The organism is Reinekea blandensis MED297 (genome assembly GCF_000153185.1).
GTDB classification, from domain to species: Bacteria; Pseudomonadota; Gammaproteobacteria; order Pseudomonadales; family Natronospirillaceae; genus Reinekea; species Reinekea blandensis.
On sequence record NZ_CH724149.1, the window covers coordinates 174,931 to 195,000 of the forward strand.

Below are 20,070 nucleotides of genomic sequence, written 5' to 3' on the forward strand. Positions count from 1 at the left end.
AGGTCAGTCATTGGGTTGAGATTTTAAACGAATCAGATCGCGCCGCTGTTTCTTGTTTGGCCGATGGTTGGGCGATGCGGCGGCCGCATTCATGGTTTTCCGCTGTTGGGCGTGTTGCTCGCGTCGGGCGATGGATTCTTCGGTTTCCTCATAGAGCGTCTGCGCAATGGTGGCGCTTTGCCGCTTGTCGAGAATATCGCGGATAATCACGGTCTTTTCATCCCAACCCAGCTGCATGCGCACGCTGGCGCCGATCTCCACCGTTCGGCTGGGTTTGCATCGCGCCCGGTTGTAATGAACCTTACCGCCTTCGATGGCGGTTTTCGCCAAGGAGCGGGTCTTGAAAAAACGGGCGGTCCAAAGCCATTTGTCGAGTCGGACGTTGGAAGTGTCACTGCTGTCAGTCATATGGATACGGGATACAGTTCCTGAAAATGATCAAACGCCGGATACCGAGATGGTTTTGCCGGTGCTTGTGAGTTCGGGGTGTGCACGCCGACCAGATGTCGGATGCCAGCCGCCTTCGCCGCATCCAGAATGTGGTCGTTATCGTCAATAAACAAGGTGCGTTCGGGTAAAAAACCGGTTTTTTCCTGTAACCATTGCCAATAGTCTGGCGATTCTTTAGGTGCCCCGGCAGCGTGCGCATCGAGCACAACATCGACCCAGCGACACAGATCAGTTCGGGTATCTTTTAAGGCAATGCTGTCGGGGTGTGCATTGGTCGCCAGGATAACGTGGCGTCCGCTGTGGCGAAGCCATTTCAGAAACGCCAGCGCGCCGGCCCGAAATCCGATCAGATGGGCCAGCGTTGATTTGGCGGGACGAATGTCGAAACCGAGCTGCTCGCTCCAGAAATCGATGCAGTACCACTCTAGCTGGCCGTACCACTCTTTGCCGATGCGGTTGATATGGGCCTCTGCCTGTACCCGTTCGATGTTTTTGGCTTCGGCGTACTGGTTAGGCAGGCCAACCCGCCAGAAGGTGTCATCGAAACACAGATCAAGGAGCGTGCCGTCCATATCCAATAACACCCAAGAGATTGCGTCCCATTCCTGAGAAGACAGGACAGACATGGTAGACTGATGACTGGTACCTGACATCAAGTGACACTCCCGAATGAATCGTCTTAACCCTAGCATAACAGCGGAAGACACGCTGACCGATACCAATCTGGTGACTCTGTATCAGCTCGCGCAAAAGGCAGGTGAGGCGATTCTGACGGTGTATGGCGATGAGTCTCGATGGCAGAAGCAGAGCAAGGCAGACGATACTCCTGTCACGGCGGCTGACATTGAGTCGTCACGGATTCTGGTCTCCGGGTTAGCGGCCGTGGTTGATTGTCCGGTCGTCTCTGAAGAGGCGTTGCCGCCCTATGCGGAACGTGTCGCCTGGCCGCAGTACTGGCTGGTGGACCCGCTGGATGGGACGCGAGAGTTTCTGCATAAAACCGGCGAGTTCGTCATTAATATTGCGCTGATGCGTGATCATCAACCGGTCTTTGGTTTTCTCTACCAACCCACGACCGGATTAGCCTGGTGGGGCGGCCCTGGTCAAGGTGCCTTTCGCGGTCAGCCCGGTGATGCCCGGACAATGACCGGACAGGACGCCGGTGCTTCTCTGGTGGCACTGGGTTCGCGTCGTTCACGCTGGAAAGGCGCCTGGCGTGATCAGTTGCAACAGGCCGGTTATGATGTACAAACCGAATCCGTTGGTAGCGCACTGAAGTTTGCTCGATTGGCTGAGGGCACGGCCGACTTGTATCCGCGCCTGGGACCGACCAGTGAGTGGGATACGGCCGCGCCGCAGGCCATTTTGGAAGCCACCGGTGGTGCGATCCGGCAGTGGAATGGGGCGCCGCTGGAATATGGTAAGCAGAACACTCTGAATCCGCATTTTATCGCGGTCGGTGACTCGGCGCTGTTACCGGTTTTGACCCGCGACTCTGCCCAATCTGATCAATGACTGGCGATGACTGATGCGACGCCCATTTCCTGGAAATCGTTGATCATTGCGCTGAGGTCATAGTCGCCCAGGCCCGTAAACTCAAATACGTATCGGCGGATACGCTCCCATTCATGATCGGTGTCGGTTTTGCCCAGCAGGCGGTAGTTACCACAGAGATGTTCGGCGATTTTCAGCACGGCGAGTAAGGTCCGCTTGTGAGCTTCTGCGTCAGAATCGCGCTCAAATACACGGGCGACATTGTGATGGTCACTGATGGCGTCACAAATCATTCTTGGGAGCTTCCAGGATCGCGCCGTGTAATACCCGATGACCGCGTGATTGGTGCGGAAGTGCCGGTTTTCGACGTCGGTGATGCGTTCGACCGGGCTGGCATAGGCCTCTCGTAGAACGTCCATATAACCGTCGAACCGCTGGTTCATCAGCACAATGCCGGCATTGTGAAACAACCCTAGCGAGTAGGCATCTTCCGGTGCCGGTATGCCTATCTGACGGGCAATGCTGCGTGAGACCACGGCTATGTCCATCGACGTGTCCCAGAAACTGTTGAGCTGCTGGATGTCCTGATCGCTGAGCTGACCGCGAATGCTGAGACCGTTGACAATGTTGACGACCGAACGGATGCCCAGAAGCATCACGGCCTGGTGCACGGACGTGATATGATTGGCCAGTCCGAATGAGGCAGAGTTGACGATTTTCAGCATGGTACCGGCAAGGCCGACATCCTGAGCAATCAGGTCGGCGATGCGACCGAGATCCGGTACCGGCTGAAACTGCTCCATTTGCAGATCAACCATGATCTGCGGCTGTGGTGGAATGGTAATGCCCTGCAGGATCTGTTCGATCTGTTCATCGTCAAGTTCAATGCTCATGGCCGATACGCTATCTTTTATTCGGACGTTAATTCAACAGTGTAGCAGTGGGCACCAAACTCGCCCGCGATTTCATCCAATCAGGAACTTCCAACGTGACCCGACAGATTCTGACACTCAACGCCGGCGCCGAAAAACGATTGCGCAGCGGACACCACTGGCTTTATGCCAATGAAGTGGACACCTCAAAAACACCGCTGGCCGGCATCGAAGCCGGCTCGGTGGCCGACGTTCAGGACGCGCGCGGACGAACACTGGGCAGTTTCATGATCAACCCCAATGCGCTGATCTGTGGCCGATTGATTTCCCGTAAAGCCGGGCGGGAGTTGACCCGCTCGTTGCTGAAAAACCGGTTAAAGCAGGCATTGGCCATTCGCGAACAGTGCTTTGAAAACCCCTGTTATCGATGGGTGTACGGTGACAGTGATGGTCTTTCCGGTCTGGTGGTTGATCGCTTTGATGACATCCTCTCCGTTCAGGTATCGACGGCCGGTATGGAAGCTCACCTGCCGATGATCCTCGACCTGTTGCAGCGCTTGGTTCAACCGAAAGGGATTGTGCTGAAAAACGACGGCAAAATGCGCGCCGTGGAGGGTTTGCCATCCTACGTGGAAGTTGCCGTTGGCGAAGTGCCCGAACAGGTGGCATTGATTGAAAACGGCGTGCAGTTTCACGCCCCGCTGATCAGTGGCCAGAAAACCGGTTGGTTCTACGACCATCGTCCGAACCGAGCCCTGGCGGCCAAATGGTCCGCCGGTAAACGCGTGCTTGATGTGTTTTCTTACTTGGGCGGCTGGGGCATAACGTGCGCTGCACAGGGGGCGGCCGAAGTGATTTGTTCGGATGTTTCAAACTCGGCGCTGTCAGGTGTCATGGAAAACGCCCGTTTGAACGGTTGTGACGATCGGGTTTCGACTATTCAGGGGGATGCATTCGATGTGCTCGATCAGTTGAATCAGGAGCGTCAGCGCTTCGATGTGGTCATAGTGGATCCACCGGCTTTCATCGCCCGGCGTAAAGATATTGCGGCCGGCGAACGTGCGTATCAGAAGCTGAACGAGCAGGCGATGAAGCTGGTTAATTATGGCGGGCTGCTGATCAGTGCTTCCTGCTCAATGCACCTTCAGGCTCAGCGTCTCAATGACATCATCCGGTCCAGTGCCCGTAAACTTGAACGCCACGCCGTGTTGCTGGCAGAAGGTGGGCAAGGCGCCGATCACCCGGTGTTACCTGCTGTGCCGGAGACCCGTTATATCAAGTCATTGTTTACGCAGGTAACCCCCGGACTGTAAGCGAGGACTATTCCGTCACGATACTGATCTGAAAGGTGTCCGAGAGGCGGCTCAGGTTCAGGGCCAGCTGGGCAACCTGCTGCCGTGAATTTTGCCACGCGGTATTCTCTTCGGTGGTGTCGAATGGGTAGTTTTCAGGCAGCTCGGCAATCTGCGACTGTAACGTGGTCACCTGAGTGTACAGGCCATCGGCGGTGATGTCGGCGGTGTCCTGTTTTGCCAGCCATTGGCTGAAGCTTGGGTTGTCCTGAGGATTGAGGTATCGAACCAGACTCGAAAGCTCAGCGCTGATGAGATCACGTCCCTGCCCGCTGATTTGGGCTGGATGGTGCCATTCCGGTTCGCGGATGGCTTTGTCTTCAAAATGCCGGTCGAGCAGTTCCACCATCATTAACCGCTGCAGACTGCGCAGAACGTAGGCCAGCTGAGCGCGCTCCGGTAATCGGCTGAACTCGTCGGGTGCCTGCCATCGTGTGCTGAGTTCGGTCAGATGCGTCAGCAGCAGCGAGCTGGCTTCATTCAGGTAGTCTTTTCGGCGTTCAACGACTTTGTTATCGGCGTCGTCGTTGGTCGCCAGCCAAACACCCTCTGTGGGAGTTTTCCATAGGAAGAACTCCAGAACCGGGAAGCCGACGGATGCGGATTCTTCGTCCATGAGCCGATGCTGGCTGCGTAGGTTATTGGCCGTCAGCGGGATGTCCAGTTCATGAACCAGGCCGGAGTAAGGGTATTCCGGCAACCCACCGATATAGCCTGCCTGAAAAGGCCGGGTATCGATCAGGTCGAGCAGTCTGTTGAAGTCATCGCTACCGGACAGGGTAAAGGGCAGCTGGTAGAACAGCCGGTTACTGACCCAACTTTGATAACACTGACGAAAACTGGATTGAGCCTGACTCTGGGCCTCATCGGTTGGCTGTGCAAGAAAGCGTTGAATATCACCGTTCATGGCTGAACAGAGTTTCAGCATGGCGGCCGACTGCTGTTCTGCAAGTTGGCTGAACGCTTGTGCCGATTCTGAAAACTCAAGCAGATGAGGCGCTTCAATCACCGGTGTCTCGTCGATAGGTTCGATGACCGTCACCGGGTCGTCAACGGTATCAGGTTCACCGCAAGCAACAAGCAGGGTGATCAGCGCGATCAGGCTGATAGGGTGTTTCATGAATTTGTCCTCAGGTCCATGAGAGGCCAGCCGCGGCTTTCGGCGATTTGGCGCAGGCGGTCATCCGGGTTGACGGCGACTGGATTATCGACCCGTTCAAGCAACGGCAGATCATTGTGAGAGTCCGAGTAAAACCAGGCACCATCAAGCGATAGTTGATGATCGTCCAACCATTGGTTGAGACGATCAACCTTACCCTGTTGGAAACTGGGAATACCGGTTGAGTGTCCCGTGTATACGCCGTTTTGAATTTCCGGCTCGCAGGCAATGATGTTTTCTATACCAAGACGGTGTGCGATCGGCTCGGTCACAAAGCGGTTGGTCGCCGTAATAATTAATAACTGATGGTGTTGTTGGCGATGTTTGTCAATCAATGCCAGGGCAGCGGGTAACATCATGGGTTCAATGACCTCGGCCATAAACTGTTGATGTATCGGCGCAAGCTCTGCGGGGGTTTTGTCTTTCAGAAAACTGAGCGCGAACTCGAGATACTCTAGAATGTTCAAGGTTCCGTTCTGATAATGCTGATAAAACCGGTTATTGACCCGGGCAACCTCTTCGGCATCGACTAATTGCTTAGCCACCAGAAACTCACTCCAAGCGTGATCCGAGTCGCCGTTAATCAGGGTGTTATCAAGGTCAAATATTGCCAGGGTCACAATGGGTTTCCAAAAGCCGTGTGTGGTGGGATTCTAGGGCCTGTCCGCTTGAATTGCATCCCCGCCGCCGAATTCAGACGCACAAGGTCGTACCTTAACAGTGGTTGACGTTTGTTGAAACGCAGGCCTATTCAGTTGTGAATGAGGTCAAATGATTTATGGTTACAGGTCACATTCTGGCGTGTCGTCAGACGATTTTACGGGCGTTTTGAGCGCCTGTGACCCTGTCATTAATGCCAATATCGTTTTGGCGGGGGGTATGGAACAATGCTAAAGTCACATATCGTCAATAATTCTGACTTATAAAACATTCATAGTTAATTGGAATAACAGGCATGATCGATTCAGACGGATACCGGCCAAACGTCGGCATTATTCTCACCAACACCGCAGGTCAGGTGTTGTGGGCGCGCCGCATCGGTCAGGATGCCTGGCAGTTTCCTCAGGGCGGCATTCGTCAGCACGAAACGCCCATTGATGCGCTCTACCGCGAATTGAAAGAAGAGGTGGGTCTGAACGCGTCGGATGTAGACGTCATTGCCTGTACACGGGGTTGGCTGAAGTACCGGTTGCCGAAGCGAATGATTCGTCACAACACCTTGCCGATTTGTGTTGGACAAAAACAGAAATGGTTTTTACTGCGTTTGCAAAGCCATGAGAGCCATATACGTTTCGATGCCAGCGATGACCCTGAGTTCGATGGTTGGAACTGGGTTTCTTACTGGTATCCGTTGTCCAAGGTGGTGTCGTTCAAGCGCGAAGTCTATCGGCAGGCGTTAACTGAACTGGCGCCTCGTATCACTCGTCCGCAGGTGGATTATGCCTGATTTACTGAACTTACTGCGTCGTGTGGTCGAGGCAGTAAACGGGTCAAAAGACCTGAAGCTGAGTCTGAATCGTCTCACCCAGATGGTTCAACAGGGCATGGCCGTGGACGCCTGCACCGTGTTTCTCTGGGACAGCTCGGTGGAGCGGTACGTGTTGATGGCCACCAAAGGGCTGAGTGAAGACGCCGTCGGCCAGGTCACGCTGACTCAGAACGAAGGCATGATTGCCCTTGTTGGTAAACGAGAAGAGCCGCTTAATCTGGCCAACTCCAACCTCCATCCAAATTATCATCATGTGCCGTCAGTCGGTGAAGACGATTTTCATGGTCTTCTGGCGGTTCCTATCATTCATAACCGAAAGCTTCTGGGTGTGCTATCTGTACAGCGATATCGGGTCGAACGGTTCAGTGATGAAGAAGAAGCTTTCCTGGTGACCTTGTCGGCGCAGCTGGCCGGCATCATTGCTCATGCGGAAGCGACCGGCACCCTGTCGGGTATGAACCTCATGGGAACCCAGGCTGATACCGATATTCGGTTTAAAGGCGTTGCCTGTGCCAGTGGAGTGGCGATCGGTCAGGGTTATGTGATCTCACCAACGATCAGCCTGAACAGTGTCCGCTATACCAAAACCGAGGATATTGACGCGGAACTGGCCCGGTTTGAAGCCGCAATTTCCGGGTTGCGTAAGGAACTATCGGAGACTCGTCAGCGTCTTGAGGGTGAGTTGCGACCCGAAGAACTGGCCCTGTTTGATGTCTATGCCGGGATTCTCGACGATCAGGCTGTTGGTGGCGCGGTGCGCGAGCGAATCCGTAATCAGGAGTCTGCCCAAAGTGCCTTGGCGGAAACCATGCGTGGCTATGTCAGGCACTTTGAGGACATGGAAGACGCCTATCTGCGTGAGCGAGCTTCGGACATGCGGGATCTTGGACAGCGCCTGCTGACCTATCTCGTGGATGAGGAACCGGAGCGGACCATCCCTGAACATGCGGTCTTGATTGGTGAAGAAATATCCGCCGCGGTTTTTGGCTCGCTCGATCCGGAGTCGGTCTCGGGCATTGTCTGTTCTCAGGGCTCCGCCAACTCGCATCTGGCCATTCTCGCGCGAGCATTGAACATTCCCACTGTGCTGGGTGCTCAGGATATCCCGTGGCAGGAACTGGAAGGGAAAGAGCTGGTCGTTGATGGTTACCGGGGGCATGTCTACTACAAACTGACCGATGATCGACGTGAGTATTTCGAATCGCTGGTCCGTGAAGAAAAAGAACGGGTCTCCGGCCTCGAAGCGCTGGCTGATTTGCCCGCTGAAACCGCCAACGGCGATTCGGTGGATCTGATGATCAACACCGGTCTTCAAACCGACATTTTACGCTCTCAGGAAATCGGTGCTGATGGCGTCGGTCTGTTCCGAACGGAAATCCCGTTTATGATGCTCGGTCGCTTCCCCAGTGAAGAAGAGCAGGCCAAGATCTATCGAAACCAGTTAGAGGCTTTCTATCCTCGTCCGGTCACCATGCGCACGTTGGATATTGGCGGCGACAAGAGTCTGGAGTATTTCCCCATCGAAGAAGACAACCCGTTTCTGGGTTGGCGGGGTCTGCGGGTGACGCTTGATCATCCGGAAATTTTCATTGTTCAGGTCCGTGCAATGCTGCGGGCAAGTCTGGATCTGAATAACCTCAGCATTATGTTGCCAATGGTGACCAGTGTTGGCGAGGTTGAAGAGTCCCTTGCCCTGATTCATCGGGCCGTTTACGAGCTCAATGAAGAAGGGGTGCGGGTCGAGGTTCCGCGTGTCGGCGTGATGATCGAGGTGCCATCGGCGGTTTATCTGGTGAAGGACTTCCTGTCATTGGTTGACTTTATTTCCGTTGGCAGTAACGACCTGACGCAGTATCTGTTGGCGGTGGATCGTAACAATCCTCGGGTGGCTGGTATTTATGACAGCATGCATCCGGCCGTTCTGAAAGCGTTGAAAATCATTGTCAGTGAAGGTCAGCAGGCGGGCATCCCGGTCTCCGTTTGTGGCGAACTGGCCGGCGATCCACTGGGCGCTGTTACGTTGCTTGGTCTGGGATATCGGCATCTGTCGATGAGCGGTGCCAATCTGCTGCGGGTTAAAGCGGTTTTACGACAAATAGATTCTGGTTGGGCGGAAACCGTTGCCAGCGGGTTATTGAATCTGGATGACCCGAAGGTCATCCGTTCAACGTTGCAATTGGCTTTGCAGAAGGCCGGCGTGCCGCTAACCAGTTTGGGCTTGCTCCCGTCTCGTTAGACCCCGGTGCCTATGGAACGCCATGTCCCAGTGCTGCCACATAGATTTCAAACCAGGTTTGACGGTCAATGGTAATGTCCATCGCCTGGCCAATTCCACGAATCCGGTCGAGATTGTTGGTGCCGACAACCGGCAGAATATTGGCCGGGTGCGCCAGCAACCAGGCGAAGGCCACACAATCGAGTCGACTGTTTTGTTCATCCGCGATGGCCTGAAGTAGCGGGCGAACCCTTTGAGCGGCCGCTTCATCTCTAAACAACCGGCCGCCGGCCAGCGGCGACCAGGCCATGATGGCCATGTCGTCCAGTTGCAGTGCGCTCAGATCCCCGTTTGTCAGGGCTTCGGTGTGCAGAACGCTGATTTCAATCTGATTGATTACCAAGGGATGCTGCATGTGTTTTTGCAGCAGTCGCCAGTCGTCGGGTCGGAAGTTCGATACGCCAACGGAGCGGACCTTTCCGGCACGTACCAGATCATCCAGGGCTGCGCCGGTTTCAGCGGCATTCATCAGCGGGTCCGGGCGGTGAATCAACAGCGTATCGAGGTGGTCGGTTTTCAGCATCTGCAGGGAGCGATCAACGCTGGTTCGGATGTGCTCAGCACTGGTGTCGTAATGGTTCACCCGGCGGTCCGGGTACTTGTCGGACATCAGGGCAATGTCGCATTTGCTGACCAACTCAATCTGGTTACGCAGGCCGGGATCGGTCGCCAATACCTGGCCGAACAATCGTTCACATTCATAGTTGCCGTAGATATCAGCGTGGTCAAATGTGGTGATGCCCTCGTTTAACGCTGCATCTATTTTCGCTCGCACATGTTCTGTGGTGCGATTGGTATCGTCCGCCAGACGCCAGGCGCCATACACCAATCGGCTGTAGGTCAGGTCACTTTTCGGGATGGGAAGTCGTTGCATGATGGGTTCCTTAAACGGTCTGAGGGCTACGATAGCCGCTCGGTTTCGTTTAATAAACAAACCCCGTTGATTCAGGTCGCCTTTTAGTGCGAACAGTCGTGGATTTAAGGCGATGGGAGCGTTTTTCAGGCATAAAAAAAGCCGCTTGCGCGACCTTTTAAATTCACCGGGAACTTCTGAAAAGAAGTGGTGCCTGGGAGAAGACTCGAACTTCCACGGGGTTGCCCCCACTAGCACCTGAAGCTAGCGTGTCTACCAATTTCACCACCCAGGCATCGGTGTGAAATCCGACGATAACTCGTCGAGAACGGCGCGCATATTAATGAGCACCGAATCGACTGTCAACAGATTTTCATATTTTTTTATAGCGATTTCAGTACCTTAGTGGCGGCCGCGATGGTTTTTTGAATGTCGTCATCGGAATGCGCTAACGACATAAAACCGGCCTCGAAACTGGAAGGTGCCAGATAAATGCCTTCGTTCAGCATGCCATGGAAGAACCGGTTGAAACGGTCACTGTCACAGCGGCCAACGTCCGCAAAACCTGTGACTTCAGACTGGTCGGTGAAGAACAGGCCGAACATGCTGCCCACGCGATTCGACGTCATCGGGATGCCCGCTTCACGCGCGGCACTCACAATACCATCAGTCAGTGTTTGGGTTTTCTGGCTGAGTTGTTCGTAAACGCCAGGCTCGCTAATAGCGTTGAGTGTCGCCAGCCCGGCGGCCATGGCCACCGGGTTTCCTGAAAGCGTACCGGCCTGGTAAACCGGACCGGTCGGGGCGAGGCAGTCCATGATATCGGCTCGGCCACCAAATGCGCCGACCGGCATGCCACCACCGATGACTTTGCCGAGCGTGGTCAGATCGGCTTGAGCACCGTAATGCGCCTGGGCACCGCCGAGCGCGGCGCGGAATCCGCACATGACTTCGTCAAAAATCAAAACCGCACCGGAAGCGGTACAAACTTCACGCAGGGTTTCGAGGAAGCCCGGTACGGGTGGGATGCAGTTCATGTTTCCGGCAATGGGTTCGACGATGACGGCAGCAATGCGATCACCGAGTTCAGCAAAGCAATCCCGCACCGCTTGAGGGTTGTTGTATTCCAGGGTGACTGTATGTTCAGCGACCGAGGCGGGAACGCCGGGTGAGGTTGGTACGCCAAGCGTCAGTGCGCCGGACCCGGCTTTGATTAACAGGCTGTCGGCATGGCCATGATAGCAGCCTTCGAACTTGACCAGGATGTCACGACCGGTGAAACCACGGGCCAGTCGAATAGCCGACATGGTGGCCTCAGTTCCGGAGTTGACCATCCGCACTTTGTCCATAGATGGCACCAGTTGGCAGACTTTATCGGCCATCTGGATTTCCAGTTCGGTTGGTGCGCCAAATGACATGGCCTTGTCGACCTGTTGATGCACAGCCTCAGTGACCACGCTTGCGCCATGGCCGAGAATCATGGGGCCCCAGGACAGGACATAATCGATGTAGCTCTTACCTTCGGTATCGATCAGATGCGCGCCTTTGGCTCGTTCAAAAAACACGGGGGTGCCTCCCACGCCTTTAAAAGCGCGAACCGGTGAGTTTACCCCGCCGGGAATGTGTTTCTGAGCCAGTTCAAACAGGTCTGAAGAAGAATGAGTCATGAGAACCTACAGTGTTATTCGTCGATAGGGGGCTATTCTGACGAGCCGCTGCACAAGACGCAAATCCGATCGGCCGTGATGACTGCCAGATCTCGCACCGATGTTCGTGCTGGTTGACTCAGGGCATTTACGTGATCGCCAATGTGCCGGAAATGACTGAATAAATTGAAACGCCAATAGCAGGCTGGTTATCATGGTCGGATGTTCTTTAACCGTGGATGGCTCAGGATTCATGACGGAATCTGCTCCTTCGCACTATTTAGTGCCGTCAAAACTTTCCGTACCTTATCTACCGCCAAATGCCGTTAACCGCCCCAGGGTGGATGAGGCCTTTGTGGCAGCGTGTAAATTGCCGCTGGTGGTACTGTGTGCCCCCGCCGGGTTCGGAAAGACGACCGCAGCCCTTCACGGCTTTCAGGCTTTGAAAGACGATGAGCCGGAGGCCCGCATGGCCTGGCTGTCGCTGGACCCGGAAGATTCCGATCCTTTCAATTTTGCGGCCTATTTTATCTCGGCCATTGCTAAGCAGGTTCGTTTGTCCGATCAGCTGTGCCACTCGGGTGTGCATGATCGCAATACGCAGCTTAAATCGTTGTTTGGTCAACTGCTGTTCGAGTTGGACCGGATACACCAACGGCTAATTGTCGTACTGGACGATTATCACGCTATTGATTCCGAAGAGGTTCATGCTGCAGTGGCTTACCTTGCCAAACACCTGCCACCTCATGTGACCTTAGTGCTGACAACCCGTTCGGACCCGCCGGCGAGCATCATGTCTCTGCGGCTGCAGGGGTTAGTCGCCGACATGTCTGCCGATTTACTGGGGTTTAACGTGGCCGAAGCGCAGACGTTCTTCCAGCAGGTCGGTGCCGGGTTTCAACTCGATGAAGGCGATGTTAAGCGATTACTCGAACACGTAGAGGGCTGGGCCGTCGGGCTTCAGCTCATTGTGCTGGGTCTGAAATCCAAACCGTCTTATGACGAGCTTAAGGCACGGCTGGAACAGAAAGATTTAAACGCCATTGATTATTTTGATTCTGAGGTGTTCGATTCACTGCCGGAAGACGTTAAGCGTTTCATGCTCAGTACCAGTGTCGTAAAGCGCTTCAATGCGGAGGTCGCTGAAGCGTTGGCCGAAGACGTCAATGTGCATGAAGTGCTGGAATACCTGCAGCGTCAGCATCTTTTTATCGTGCAGTTCAATGAACCGCAGCAATGGTTCCGTTACCACCATCTGTTGCGTGACTTCCTGAAGCACAAGCTGATCACCCAATCGGGTGGTGATGTGCGCGAGCTTCACCACAAAGCCTCTCAGGCGTTCCTGAAAATGGGCTACATCGTCGGCGCTGTTGATCATGCCATTCGCTCGCAGGACCAGAAGCAGATTACCGACATTCTTCGAACCTACGGAAATGATCTGAACCACAAGGCGCACTACGATCTGGTTAAGCGCTGCCTGGCTGAGCTCAGTGACGAAACCATTTCCAGCGATACGCAGCTGACACTGGTGAGTTGTTGGGTCGAATCGATCTACGGTGATCCGAACCGGGTTGATCATATTCTGACCATGGCTGAGGCGCATATCGAGAACGATAATGCCGATTCCCGTCAGCTGCGGGCCGAATATCAAACCGTTCGATCCCAGGCATACTTCTCGATGGGCGATTTTGTCGGAGCAGAGCAGGCCGCACGTGAAGCTTTGGAACTGTTCCCCGACAACAATACCCGTCGTCAGTCTCCGTTGCTGATTTATGCGAACGTAAAGTTCGAACAAGGCGAGTTAGATCGCGCTCTGTCGATATACGAAGAAAGCGAGTTGCTCAGCCGGCAGGAGGCCAACCATGATGCCGTTCTGTGGAGTCTGAATCAGCAGGCACAGATCTGGAAACAACGCTGTGATTTTGCCCGCTCTATCAGCCTGGCGAAAGAAGTGCAGGAGTACGCGGCGCAACATAATGTGAACAGTGGCTTCAATGCCTGCTTCTCGTTGTTCAATCAGGCTGAACTGGCGTTGGAAGCCTATCATCTTCGCGAAGCCCGATTGCTGATCAACGAAGTCGGTCTGTTGTGTCAGAACTGGGATGAGTTTTGGTCACAACATCTGTTTGGTTGGCTGCTGAAAATGGAAATGCTGAAAGGCAAACCAACCGTGGCTAGAGATCTGGCTGCGCAGCATGAAGGCATACTGGCACGTGAGAACGTAGCTGAACATTTGATACCTTATTCCATGGAAGTTCAGCTGCTGTATTGGTGGCAGAATGAAGACATCAAAAAAATCGAAACCTGGCTGAAAGCAACCCCGCCGGTCGATAAGTTTCACAGCATGCGTGACTATGTGATTTTACGGGCTCAGATTTATGGTCACATTGCTTGCGGCCGATATCAGGAAGCCTCAATGCGGCTGGAGCAGGTTTATTCGCCGCTGCGTGAGTTTGAAGGTCGCCCCTATCAGCTTGAGTTTATTCGCTTGGGTCTGTTACACGTCGCATTACTGAATCTTCAGAACAAAGAATCTGAGGCAATGACCGAACTGATGCTTCTGTTACCGTTGATACAGCAATACTCGATAGTTGCGAGCATCTTGTTCCTGCGACAGTGGGTTATGCCTCTTTTTGAAAAGATGGATGTCGATGCGCTTCCTGAGGATCAAGCTCGATTTGTAGAACAGTTGCTGATTCTCTATAAGCAGCGCAATACCTCAAGTCGTCGCGGCGAAGAGGAGGTTCCGGATGGCTTACTGGCCCTGGGAATTTCCAAAAAAGAATGGCGCGTGTTGCAGTACATCATCGACGGCAAAAGCAATGATGATATTGCACAGACCATGTTCATTGCCGTCAGTACGGTGAAGACGCACATCAATAACCTCTACAAAAAACTGTCGGTGGCTAATCGGAAAGAAGCCATTGCATTGGGTAAAGAGCTCGCATCCGCCAACACCTGATGGGTCCGGCACGGGTCTGTTAAGCCAGAACTGTCGATGCGGCTTTTGCCTGACGAAACGAAAAAGCCAGCCTGAAACAGGTTGGCTTTTTTTATTCACATTGCCTCGATGTGTTTAAAAGGGTTTAACCACAACAAAGATGACGATGGCGAAAAGCGCAATCACCGGCGCTTCATTAAACCAGCGGAACCAGACATGGCTGCGCTCGTTTTTATCGTCCCGGAACTGGCGAAGAATACGGCCACACCAAAAGTGATAGACAACAACGGCGACCACAAACAGCAGTTTGGCATGCATCCAGCCAGCGCTCAGGTAGCCGGGAATCAAGAACAGCATCCAGATACCAAACACCAACGCCAAAACCATCGAAGGTGTCATAATACCCCGGTACAGTTTTCGCTCCATGATCTTGAATCGTTCTTTTGAGGGCTTATCTTCCGCCATCGCGTGGTAAACAAACAGACGTGGCAGGTAGAAAATGCCGGCAAACCAGTTGATGACAAAAATAATATGCAGCGCCTTGATCCAGAGATAAAGCATCAGTGGAGGTCTCCTTCGGTAGTCAGTACAGAGGACAGTTTGGATCGGGTGATCAGCCCAATCCTGAATTCATCGAGCGGGACCTGAATCCCAACCACATCGTCACTTTGAAAAATTCGTAACCCTTCAAGCAGGGACAGGTCTTCCTGAATGACCGCGATGCGGCTTCGATCCGGCAGGTCGTTCGCCAGGTATTGAAATAGATTAATATCGTCACGATTTTCTAGCCCCTGCCACTTTTCAAAACGCTTCTGCAGGGCATTCATGGTGACCAGATGGCTGCTTTTTGCCAGCCGGAATATCACCAGTCGACGATTACTGGCGGCGACATCGCGAATGGCTTCTTCATCCATCTGATCATTGATGATCACAAACTGCGTCGTTGCGATTTCTGTCAAAAACCGGCTGGCCAGGGCATTTCTCATGGGGTGAGTGCTGATGTTTAAGCCTTTGTTTGATAGCAGCGTCTGAAAAATTGACGGCTGCAGAAAGACGACCTGACAAGTCAGGTTTGATAACACCACGACGACCATCGCCGGAAACATCGTCTCGGCCGTCAACGATAGTTCGAGTACCGCGGTCAGAGCAGCCAGCGGTGCATGTAACAGAGCGCTCATCATGCCGGCCATACCAACCAGTGCGAAGACGGCATTGTTTGATTGATCTGGCGCCAAGCCTCCGATCAACGCGCCGGTGGCCATACCAATGACTAATGAGGGCGCCACGATGCCGGCTGGAATACCAAAGCCGACCGCTACCGATGTGGCTGCGATTTTCCCAACCAGAACGGCCAGTAACAGCATGAATCCGAGCTCACCGGCGGCGATGCTGTTCATCGTGCCGTAGCCGAGACCGAGAATTTGAGGCAGGGCCATGCCGATCAGTCCGGTAATCAGTCCGGCGGTTAGAAAACGCCATTCCCGGTTGACGATGTTCAGGGCCAGAATCTGTTTGATGAATTTATGCATCAATGCGGCGATGGCCCCGGTTGCGACACCGAGCACAACCAGCCAGACAAACGGCAGGTCTGCACTGCTGTCAAAACTGACCTGGAGAAATACCGGATGTTCACCCATGATGAACTGAGTGCTGACGGTGGCTGTAACGGCGGCGGCGATAATCGGAATGAAGCCGGTCAGACTGTACTCCATGAGGACAACTTCCATCGCAAACAACACGCCCGCCAAGGGTGTTCCGAAGGCTGCTGAAATCGCGGCAGCGGTCCCACACCCGGTCAGTAGTCGCAGTTGACTGGGAGAACGGTGGACGGCGAGCCCGAGCCGACTGGCGATACCGGAACCGACATGCACGGCTGGCCCTTCTTTGCCTAGGCTGAACCCGCCTGTCAGGGTAATCAAAGCTGCAAAGAACTGAAAAAATGTGTTGCCCAGCGGCAATCGGCCCCGGCCTCGTTGCAGGCGGTCAATAACGTGAGTGATGCCAACATCCTGACGTTCGGTTGGGGTTAGGCGGTAGAGCAGGATTAACAGGACACTGCCGGTCAACGGCAGTAGCAGGCGGACCCACGGAGAGAAGCCTTCAAATCCGGTTTCCTGACCGGCTTGCAGTGCGCTGGTGGTCAGATCAATGGCCAGCATGAACCCCACAATTACCAGACTGGTCGCCAGTCCGGTAGCGACGCCCAGCACTGACAGCAGCGCCAGACCGTTGCGCTGAAACACGATGGATCGCCAATGTGACAGAAACTGCTGAGACATGAGGGTTAAGACCTTGTTTGAGCGAATCCGATCATACCCGTTTATAGCGCATTTTGTTACAGTACTGCGATTTGACGGTTCCGGGGACGGAAATGAAAAAGGTAAAAGGCACACCGGTCACCAACTATGTTGCCAGACCCTATCATCCGGCGCGACGCAGGCTATTGGCGTTGGTCGGATTGGTTTTGGTTGGTCTCATGGTCTACAGTGCTTACTGGTATGGTGAGCAAGTCGGTGTTGGGCAAGAAACCCGCTTACTGTTAGAACGGAATGAACTGCGCGCTGAGCTGCGTGATCGAACGGAGCAGCTTGAGTCGCTGCGGCAAAGGGTCGCGGTTCTGGAAACGGCCTCATTTGTCGATAAAGAAGCCAACGATGGTGTGCGTCAGTTGAATCGGGAGCTCAGTGATCGGATCGCTGAGCTTGAGGAGGAGATAGCGCTTTACCAGGGTATTATGTCACCCTCCGTGAACTCTGCAGGGTTAACTATTCAGGAGGTTAACCTGACGACAACACCCTCCGATAACCGCTACCGTTTCAAAGTAATGCTGACGCAAGTTGGTAATAATTCAACGTATCTGAGAGGGTTTGTGGGGATCAATGTGCTCGGGGTCGCTAATGGCGAAGCTACGGCTTTCCCGCTCAAAGACCTCTCAGAAGATATCAGCGATGTGGACATCAAGTTCCGATATCGCTACTTTCAGGATTTCACCGGAGAGTTAGTCCTTCCGGAGGGGTTTACGCCTGATCAGATTCAGGTTGTCGCGCAATCCGTAGGTGATAAAGCGGCCCGGGTTGAACGCGCCTATAACTGGTCAGATTTGGAGAACGGAAATAATGTGGGGCAGTGAGAAGAGCGTGGGTAAAAATGTTACTTTGATTACAGCAAAAGCAGAAATTCAGGGGGATATCCGAATCTCCGAGGCACTGCAGATCGAAGGGGCCGTGAAAGGTAATATTCTCGCAGACCCGGACAGCAATGCAGAAGTGACCATTGGCGTGAAAGGTATCGTTGAAGGCGAAATCCGAGCACCACACATCGTGATCAACGGGGAGGTCAAAGGTGACGTCTATTCCTCGGATCACATCACATTGAACAAAAATGGCCTGGTGACCGGCGATGTTCATTACGTGATGATGGAAATGGTCATGGGGGCTAAGGTCAATGGCAAGCTGCTCCATGTTGCCAGTGAAAAGGGTAAGAAGTCTAAAAAAGACATTCTGAACGCCGCTCAGACCGCGACACCGGTACCGGCATCCGAAAACAAGTAGTCGGTAACGGTGATCAATAGTTGACTGTTTTGCTCAGGTATTGATAATTCGACGGATCGAATCAATGAATGGTGACATCATGTCAGTAGCGGTTGCAGACCCTCTGAATATAACTCCGGCCGCGGTGGCGAAAGTTCAGGATCTTGTTCGGGAAGAGGATAATCCCGAGCTGATGTTGCGTGTTTTTGTCACTGGCGGCGGCTGTGCTGGGTTTCAGTACGGCTTTACCTTTGATGAAGAGCCGGCTGAAGATGATACCCTAATCGATAAAAATGGCATTCGGTTCGTCATCGATTCTCTCAGTGTCCAATACTTAGGGGGCTCCACTGTCGACTATACGGAAGGTTTGGAAGGCAGTAAGTTCATCATCGAAAATCCCTCGGCTGAAACGACCTGTGGCTGCGGCTCCTCTTTTTCAATGTAAAAGTCGTTTTCTGGCGGCCTGTGTGTTGGCCGCGGTGACGGCTTCCGGTGTGTTTGCAGACGATCTGTACACGCCGACGCACTCTCCTGACCGCTATATCGGTCAAATTCAAGCACACTCATCTGATGAAGTGAGCGATATCCTGCATCGACTTGAGGGCTTGCTGGACAGCGAAAGTGACTATCCAGTCAGTCAGCCGCTTGCGTTGGTGCTTCATGGCGATGAAGTGAACGCTTTTCTACGACAAAACTATGCCCAGAATCGGGAGCTTGTTGATTTGGCTGCCCGGTTGGATGCGTTTAATGCGATAGATATTCAGGTTTGTGAAACGTGGATGCGCGGCGCTTCGGTGCATCGCGATGATCTACCGGCATTTGTCGATACGGTGCCTTATGGCCCGACAAGAGAGCAGGAACTGCTCGACGAAGGGTATGAATATTTCTGAGTGACCAGCGGTCACTCAGAACGTCTGTACTGTTGTTACTCGAAAGCGATCAGTTTCTTCTGCGCGTAGGCTTGGTCGTAGACACCCAGCTGACCAACAACATTGGACGCATATTGCTCAAAATCGCCGAGATATTCTGTTGCCAGGGGTTGTGCGTTTGGCAAGTCCACGGTCTGAGGGTTCTTATGAACGCCGTGCACCTGGAACTCGTAATGCAGGTGTGCGCCGGTAACCCGGCCCGTCGCACCGACGTAGCCGATGACCTGACCCTGCTTAATTCGATTACCAACCCGAGAGTACTTTGAAAACTTGCTCATATGGGCGTAGAGCGTTCGAATACCTGCACCATGCTGAATAATCACCACATTGCCGTAAGTCGAAGAATAATAAGCCTTGATGATTTTGCCGTCGCCGGTCGCTTTGATCGGTGTGCCGACAGGTGCAGCGTAATCCGTACCTTTGTGAGCCACAATTTTATTCAGAACCGGGTGTCGGCGGTTAGGGTTGAAGCTGGATGAAATTCTGAACACATCCATAGGGGTGCGCAAAAACGCTTTACGCATGCTATCGCCGTTCGGGGCAAAGTAATCGGTTCGGCCGGATTCATCGGTATACCGGATGGCGGTAATTTCCCGACCCCGGTTCATGAAGCGAGCAGCAATGATAGGGCCGTCACTCAGCTTTTCGCCATCCAGATAATTTTCTTCATAGAGCAGTGAGAACTCATCACCTTCCCGGATATCGAGGACAAAGTCGATATCCCAGCCAAAGATAGTCGCCAGTTGCATGATCATGTTGTCGGATAATCCGGCTTCCATCCCGGCCATGAATAAGGAATCATCGATTCTGGCTGTGGCGTACTTGGTATGAATTTCCGGAGTCTTTTCCAGTTTGCTGATTTGCCCGTTTTTGTCTTCATCTATATCGATTTGATAAGAAAGCAGGGGCGTTGCATTAAAGTTGACTTGAACGAGGGCGTCCTGGTCATCAAATTTAAAGGTGAACTCCTGGCCCGGGAAAATTTTTTCAATCGGCTTTTTAATATCGTCATTAGCGATCAGCCGATAGAGAATGGATACGCCAGCTCCTGCGCGTTCAAAAACGGAAGACAAGGTATCG

General features: G+C 53.4%; 19 protein-coding genes and 1 tRNA gene (1 of these 20 only partly in view). 9 read left to right on the plus strand and 11 right to left on the minus strand.

The window, feature by feature from the left end:
* Window positions 1-3: 3 nt before the first annotated feature.
* Together hslR and yrfG are read right to left on the minus strand one after the other, a co-directional pair.
* A complete protein-coding gene (gene hslR / locus MED297_RS00910; RefSeq protein WP_008041493.1) occupies window positions 4-408 on the minus strand; it encodes a ribosome-associated heat shock protein Hsp15 in 405 nt (134 codons plus the stop codon).
* On the minus strand, window positions 405-1,103 hold the full coding sequence (gene yrfG / locus MED297_RS00915; protein ID WP_008041496.1) for a GMP/IMP nucleotidase: 699 nt from the start codon (window positions 1,101-1,103) through the stop codon (window positions 405-407). The genes hslR and yrfG overlap by 4 nt, the downstream gene beginning before the upstream one ends.
* A 16-nt stretch (window positions 1,104-1,119) precedes the next feature.
* On the opposite strand from yrfG, the gene cysQ reads away from it, so the two are divergent.
* The gene (cysQ, locus tag MED297_RS00920; protein ID WP_008041497.1) at window positions 1,120-1,965 is read left to right on the plus strand and encodes a 3'(2'),5'-bisphosphate nucleotidase CysQ; all 846 of its coding nucleotides are present in this window, start codon (window positions 1,120-1,122) and stop codon (window positions 1,963-1,965) included.
* Here cysQ and MED297_RS00925 read toward each other — a convergent pair.
* Window positions 1,959-2,837 (minus strand): HDOD domain-containing protein, encoded by an 879-nt coding sequence (locus MED297_RS00925; protein ID WP_008041499.1) that lies wholly within the window; start codon window positions 2,835-2,837, stop codon window positions 1,959-1,961. The two genes, cysQ and MED297_RS00925, sit on opposite strands and share 7 nt — an antisense overlap.
* 95 nt (window positions 2,838-2,932) lie before the next feature.
* Between MED297_RS00925 and MED297_RS00930 the strand changes: the two genes are divergently transcribed.
* A complete protein-coding gene (locus MED297_RS00930; RefSeq protein ID WP_040556367.1) occupies window positions 2,933-4,129 on the plus strand; it encodes a class I SAM-dependent rRNA methyltransferase in 1,197 nt (398 codons plus the stop codon).
* A 7-nt stretch (window positions 4,130-4,136) separates the two neighbouring features.
* On the opposite strand, the gene MED297_RS00935 is transcribed toward MED297_RS00930, so the two are convergent.
* On the minus strand, window positions 4,137-5,288 hold the full coding sequence (locus MED297_RS00935; protein ID WP_008041502.1) for an imelysin family protein: 1,152 nt from the start codon (window positions 5,286-5,288) through the stop codon (window positions 4,137-4,139).
* Window positions 5,285-5,947 (minus strand): histidinol-phosphatase, encoded by a 663-nt coding sequence (locus tag MED297_RS00940; RefSeq protein ID WP_008041510.1) that lies wholly within the window; start codon window positions 5,945-5,947, stop codon window positions 5,285-5,287. Before MED297_RS00940 ends, MED297_RS00935 begins: the two co-directional genes overlap by 4 nt.
* A gap of 335 nt (window positions 5,948-6,282) precedes the next feature.
* On the opposite strand from MED297_RS00940, the gene MED297_RS00945 reads away from it, so the two are divergent.
* Together MED297_RS00945 and ptsP are read left to right on the plus strand one after the other, a co-directional pair.
* Window positions 6,283-6,774 carry an RNA pyrophosphohydrolase gene (locus MED297_RS00945; protein ID WP_008041512.1) on the plus strand — a complete coding sequence of 164 codons (492 nt, stop codon included), beginning with the start codon at window positions 6,283-6,285 and terminating at the stop codon, window positions 6,772-6,774.
* Window positions 6,767-9,052, plus strand: coding sequence for a phosphoenolpyruvate--protein phosphotransferase (ptsP, locus tag MED297_RS00950; protein WP_008041514.1), 2,286 nt, complete (start codon window positions 6,767-6,769; stop codon window positions 9,050-9,052). Before MED297_RS00945 ends, ptsP begins: the two co-directional genes overlap by 8 nt.
* Before the next feature lie 10 nt (window positions 9,053-9,062).
* On the opposite strand, the gene MED297_RS00955 is transcribed toward ptsP, so the two are convergent.
* From MED297_RS00955 to hemL, 3 genes are all read right to left on the minus strand, one after another.
* Window positions 9,063-9,965 (minus strand): aldo/keto reductase, encoded by a 903-nt coding sequence (locus MED297_RS00955; RefSeq protein ID WP_008041515.1) that lies wholly within the window; start codon window positions 9,963-9,965, stop codon window positions 9,063-9,065.
* Window positions 9,966-10,152: 187 nt separating this feature from the next.
* A tRNA-Leu gene (locus MED297_RS00960) sits at window positions 10,153-10,239 on the minus strand.
* Window positions 10,240-10,327: 88 nt separating this feature from the next.
* Window positions 10,328-11,611 (minus strand): glutamate-1-semialdehyde 2,1-aminomutase, encoded by a 1,284-nt coding sequence (gene hemL, locus MED297_RS00965; protein WP_008041517.1) that lies wholly within the window; start codon window positions 11,609-11,611, stop codon window positions 10,328-10,330.
* Window positions 11,612-11,843: 232 nt separating this feature from the next.
* Here hemL and malT point away from each other — a divergent pair, with 232 nt between their 5' ends.
* Complete coding sequence (gene malT, locus MED297_RS00970; RefSeq protein WP_040556368.1) at window positions 11,844-14,552, plus strand: HTH-type transcriptional regulator MalT; 2,709 nt, start codon at window positions 11,844-11,846, stop codon at window positions 14,550-14,552.
* A 114-nt stretch (window positions 14,553-14,666) separates the two neighbouring features.
* On the opposite strand, the gene hemJ is transcribed toward malT, so the two are convergent.
* Together hemJ and MED297_RS00980 are read right to left on the minus strand one after the other, a co-directional pair.
* Window positions 14,667-15,092, minus strand: a complete 426-nt coding sequence (hemJ, locus tag MED297_RS00975) for a protoporphyrinogen oxidase HemJ (RefSeq protein WP_008041520.1) — start codon at window positions 15,090-15,092, stop codon at window positions 14,667-14,669.
* Complete coding sequence (locus MED297_RS00980; protein WP_008041526.1) at window positions 15,092-16,810, minus strand: chloride channel protein; 1,719 nt, start codon at window positions 16,808-16,810, stop codon at window positions 15,092-15,094. The genes hemJ and MED297_RS00980 overlap by 1 nt, the downstream gene beginning before the upstream one ends.
* Window positions 16,811-16,902: 92 nt before the next feature.
* Here MED297_RS00980 and MED297_RS00985 point away from each other — a divergent pair, with 92 nt between their 5' ends.
* The 4 genes from MED297_RS00985 to MED297_RS20940 all read left to right on the plus strand — a co-directional run bounded on the left by MED297_RS00985 (window position 16,903) and on the right by MED297_RS20940 (window position 18,951).
* Window positions 16,903-17,661, plus strand: a complete 759-nt coding sequence (locus tag MED297_RS00985) for a DUF6776 family protein (protein ID WP_008041528.1) — start codon at window positions 16,903-16,905, stop codon at window positions 17,659-17,661.
* Window positions 17,662-17,668: 7 nt separating this feature from the next.
* Window positions 17,669-18,082: a bactofilin family protein gene (locus MED297_RS00990; RefSeq protein WP_237613397.1), complete on the plus strand. Its 414-nt coding sequence runs from the start codon at window positions 17,669-17,671 to the stop codon at window positions 18,080-18,082.
* 79 nt (window positions 18,083-18,161) lie between these two features.
* Window positions 18,162-18,506, plus strand: a complete 345-nt coding sequence (gene erpA, locus MED297_RS00995) for an iron-sulfur cluster insertion protein ErpA (protein WP_008041531.1) — start codon at window positions 18,162-18,164, stop codon at window positions 18,504-18,506.
* On the plus strand, window positions 18,478-18,951 hold the full coding sequence (locus MED297_RS20940) for a DsrE family protein (protein WP_008041542.1): 474 nt from the start codon (window positions 18,478-18,480) through the stop codon (window positions 18,949-18,951). Before erpA ends, MED297_RS20940 begins: the two co-directional genes overlap by 29 nt.
* A gap of 35 nt (window positions 18,952-18,986) precedes the next feature.
* On the opposite strand, the gene MED297_RS01005 is transcribed toward MED297_RS20940, so the two are convergent.
* Window positions 18,987-20,070, minus strand: the 3' portion of a protein-coding gene (locus tag MED297_RS01005) for an OapA family protein (protein WP_008041544.1). The gene runs 215 nt beyond the window's last position; the window shows 1,084 of its 1,299 coding nt (coding positions 216-1,299); the start codon falls outside the window, past its right edge; the stop codon is at window positions 18,987-18,989.

Coding starts and splice junctions, on each gene's coding strand:
- hslR (WP_008041493.1), bottom strand. CDS start 408: ATGACTGACAGCAGTGACACTTCCAACGTCCGACTCGACAAATGGCTT.
- yrfG (WP_008041496.1), bottom strand. CDS start 1,103: ATGTCAGGTACCAGTCATCAGTCTACCATGTCTGTCCTGTCTTCTCAG.
- cysQ (WP_008041497.1), top strand. CDS start 1,120: ATGAATCGTCTTAACCCTAGCATAACAGCGGAAGACACGCTGACCGAT.
- MED297_RS00925 (WP_008041499.1), bottom strand. CDS start 2,837: ATGAGCATTGAACTTGACGATGAACAGATCGAACAGATCCTGCAGGGC.
- MED297_RS00935 (WP_008041502.1), bottom strand. CDS start 5,288: ATGAAACACCCTATCAGCCTGATCGCGCTGATCACCCTGCTTGTTGCT.
- MED297_RS00945 (WP_008041512.1), top strand. CDS start 6,283: ATGATCGATTCAGACGGATACCGGCCAAACGTCGGCATTATTCTCACC.
- ptsP (WP_008041514.1), top strand. CDS start 6,767: ATGCCTGATTTACTGAACTTACTGCGTCGTGTGGTCGAGGCAGTAAAC.
- MED297_RS00955 (WP_008041515.1), bottom strand. CDS start 9,965: ATGCAACGACTTCCCATCCCGAAAAGTGACCTGACCTACAGCCGATTG.
- hemL (WP_008041517.1), bottom strand. CDS start 11,611: ATGACTCATTCTTCTTCAGACCTGTTTGAACTGGCTCAGAAACACATT.
- malT (WP_040556368.1), top strand. CDS start 11,844: ATGACGGAATCTGCTCCTTCGCACTATTTAGTGCCGTCAAAACTTTCC.
- hemJ (WP_008041520.1), bottom strand. CDS start 15,092: ATGCTTTATCTCTGGATCAAGGCGCTGCATATTATTTTTGTCATCAAC.
- MED297_RS00980 (WP_008041526.1), bottom strand. CDS start 16,810: ATGTCTCAGCAGTTTCTGTCACATTGGCGATCCATCGTGTTTCAGCGC.
- MED297_RS00985 (WP_008041528.1), top strand. CDS start 16,903: ATGAAAAAGGTAAAAGGCACACCGGTCACCAACTATGTTGCCAGACCC.
- erpA (WP_008041531.1), top strand. CDS start 18,162: ATGTCAGTAGCGGTTGCAGACCCTCTGAATATAACTCCGGCCGCGGTG.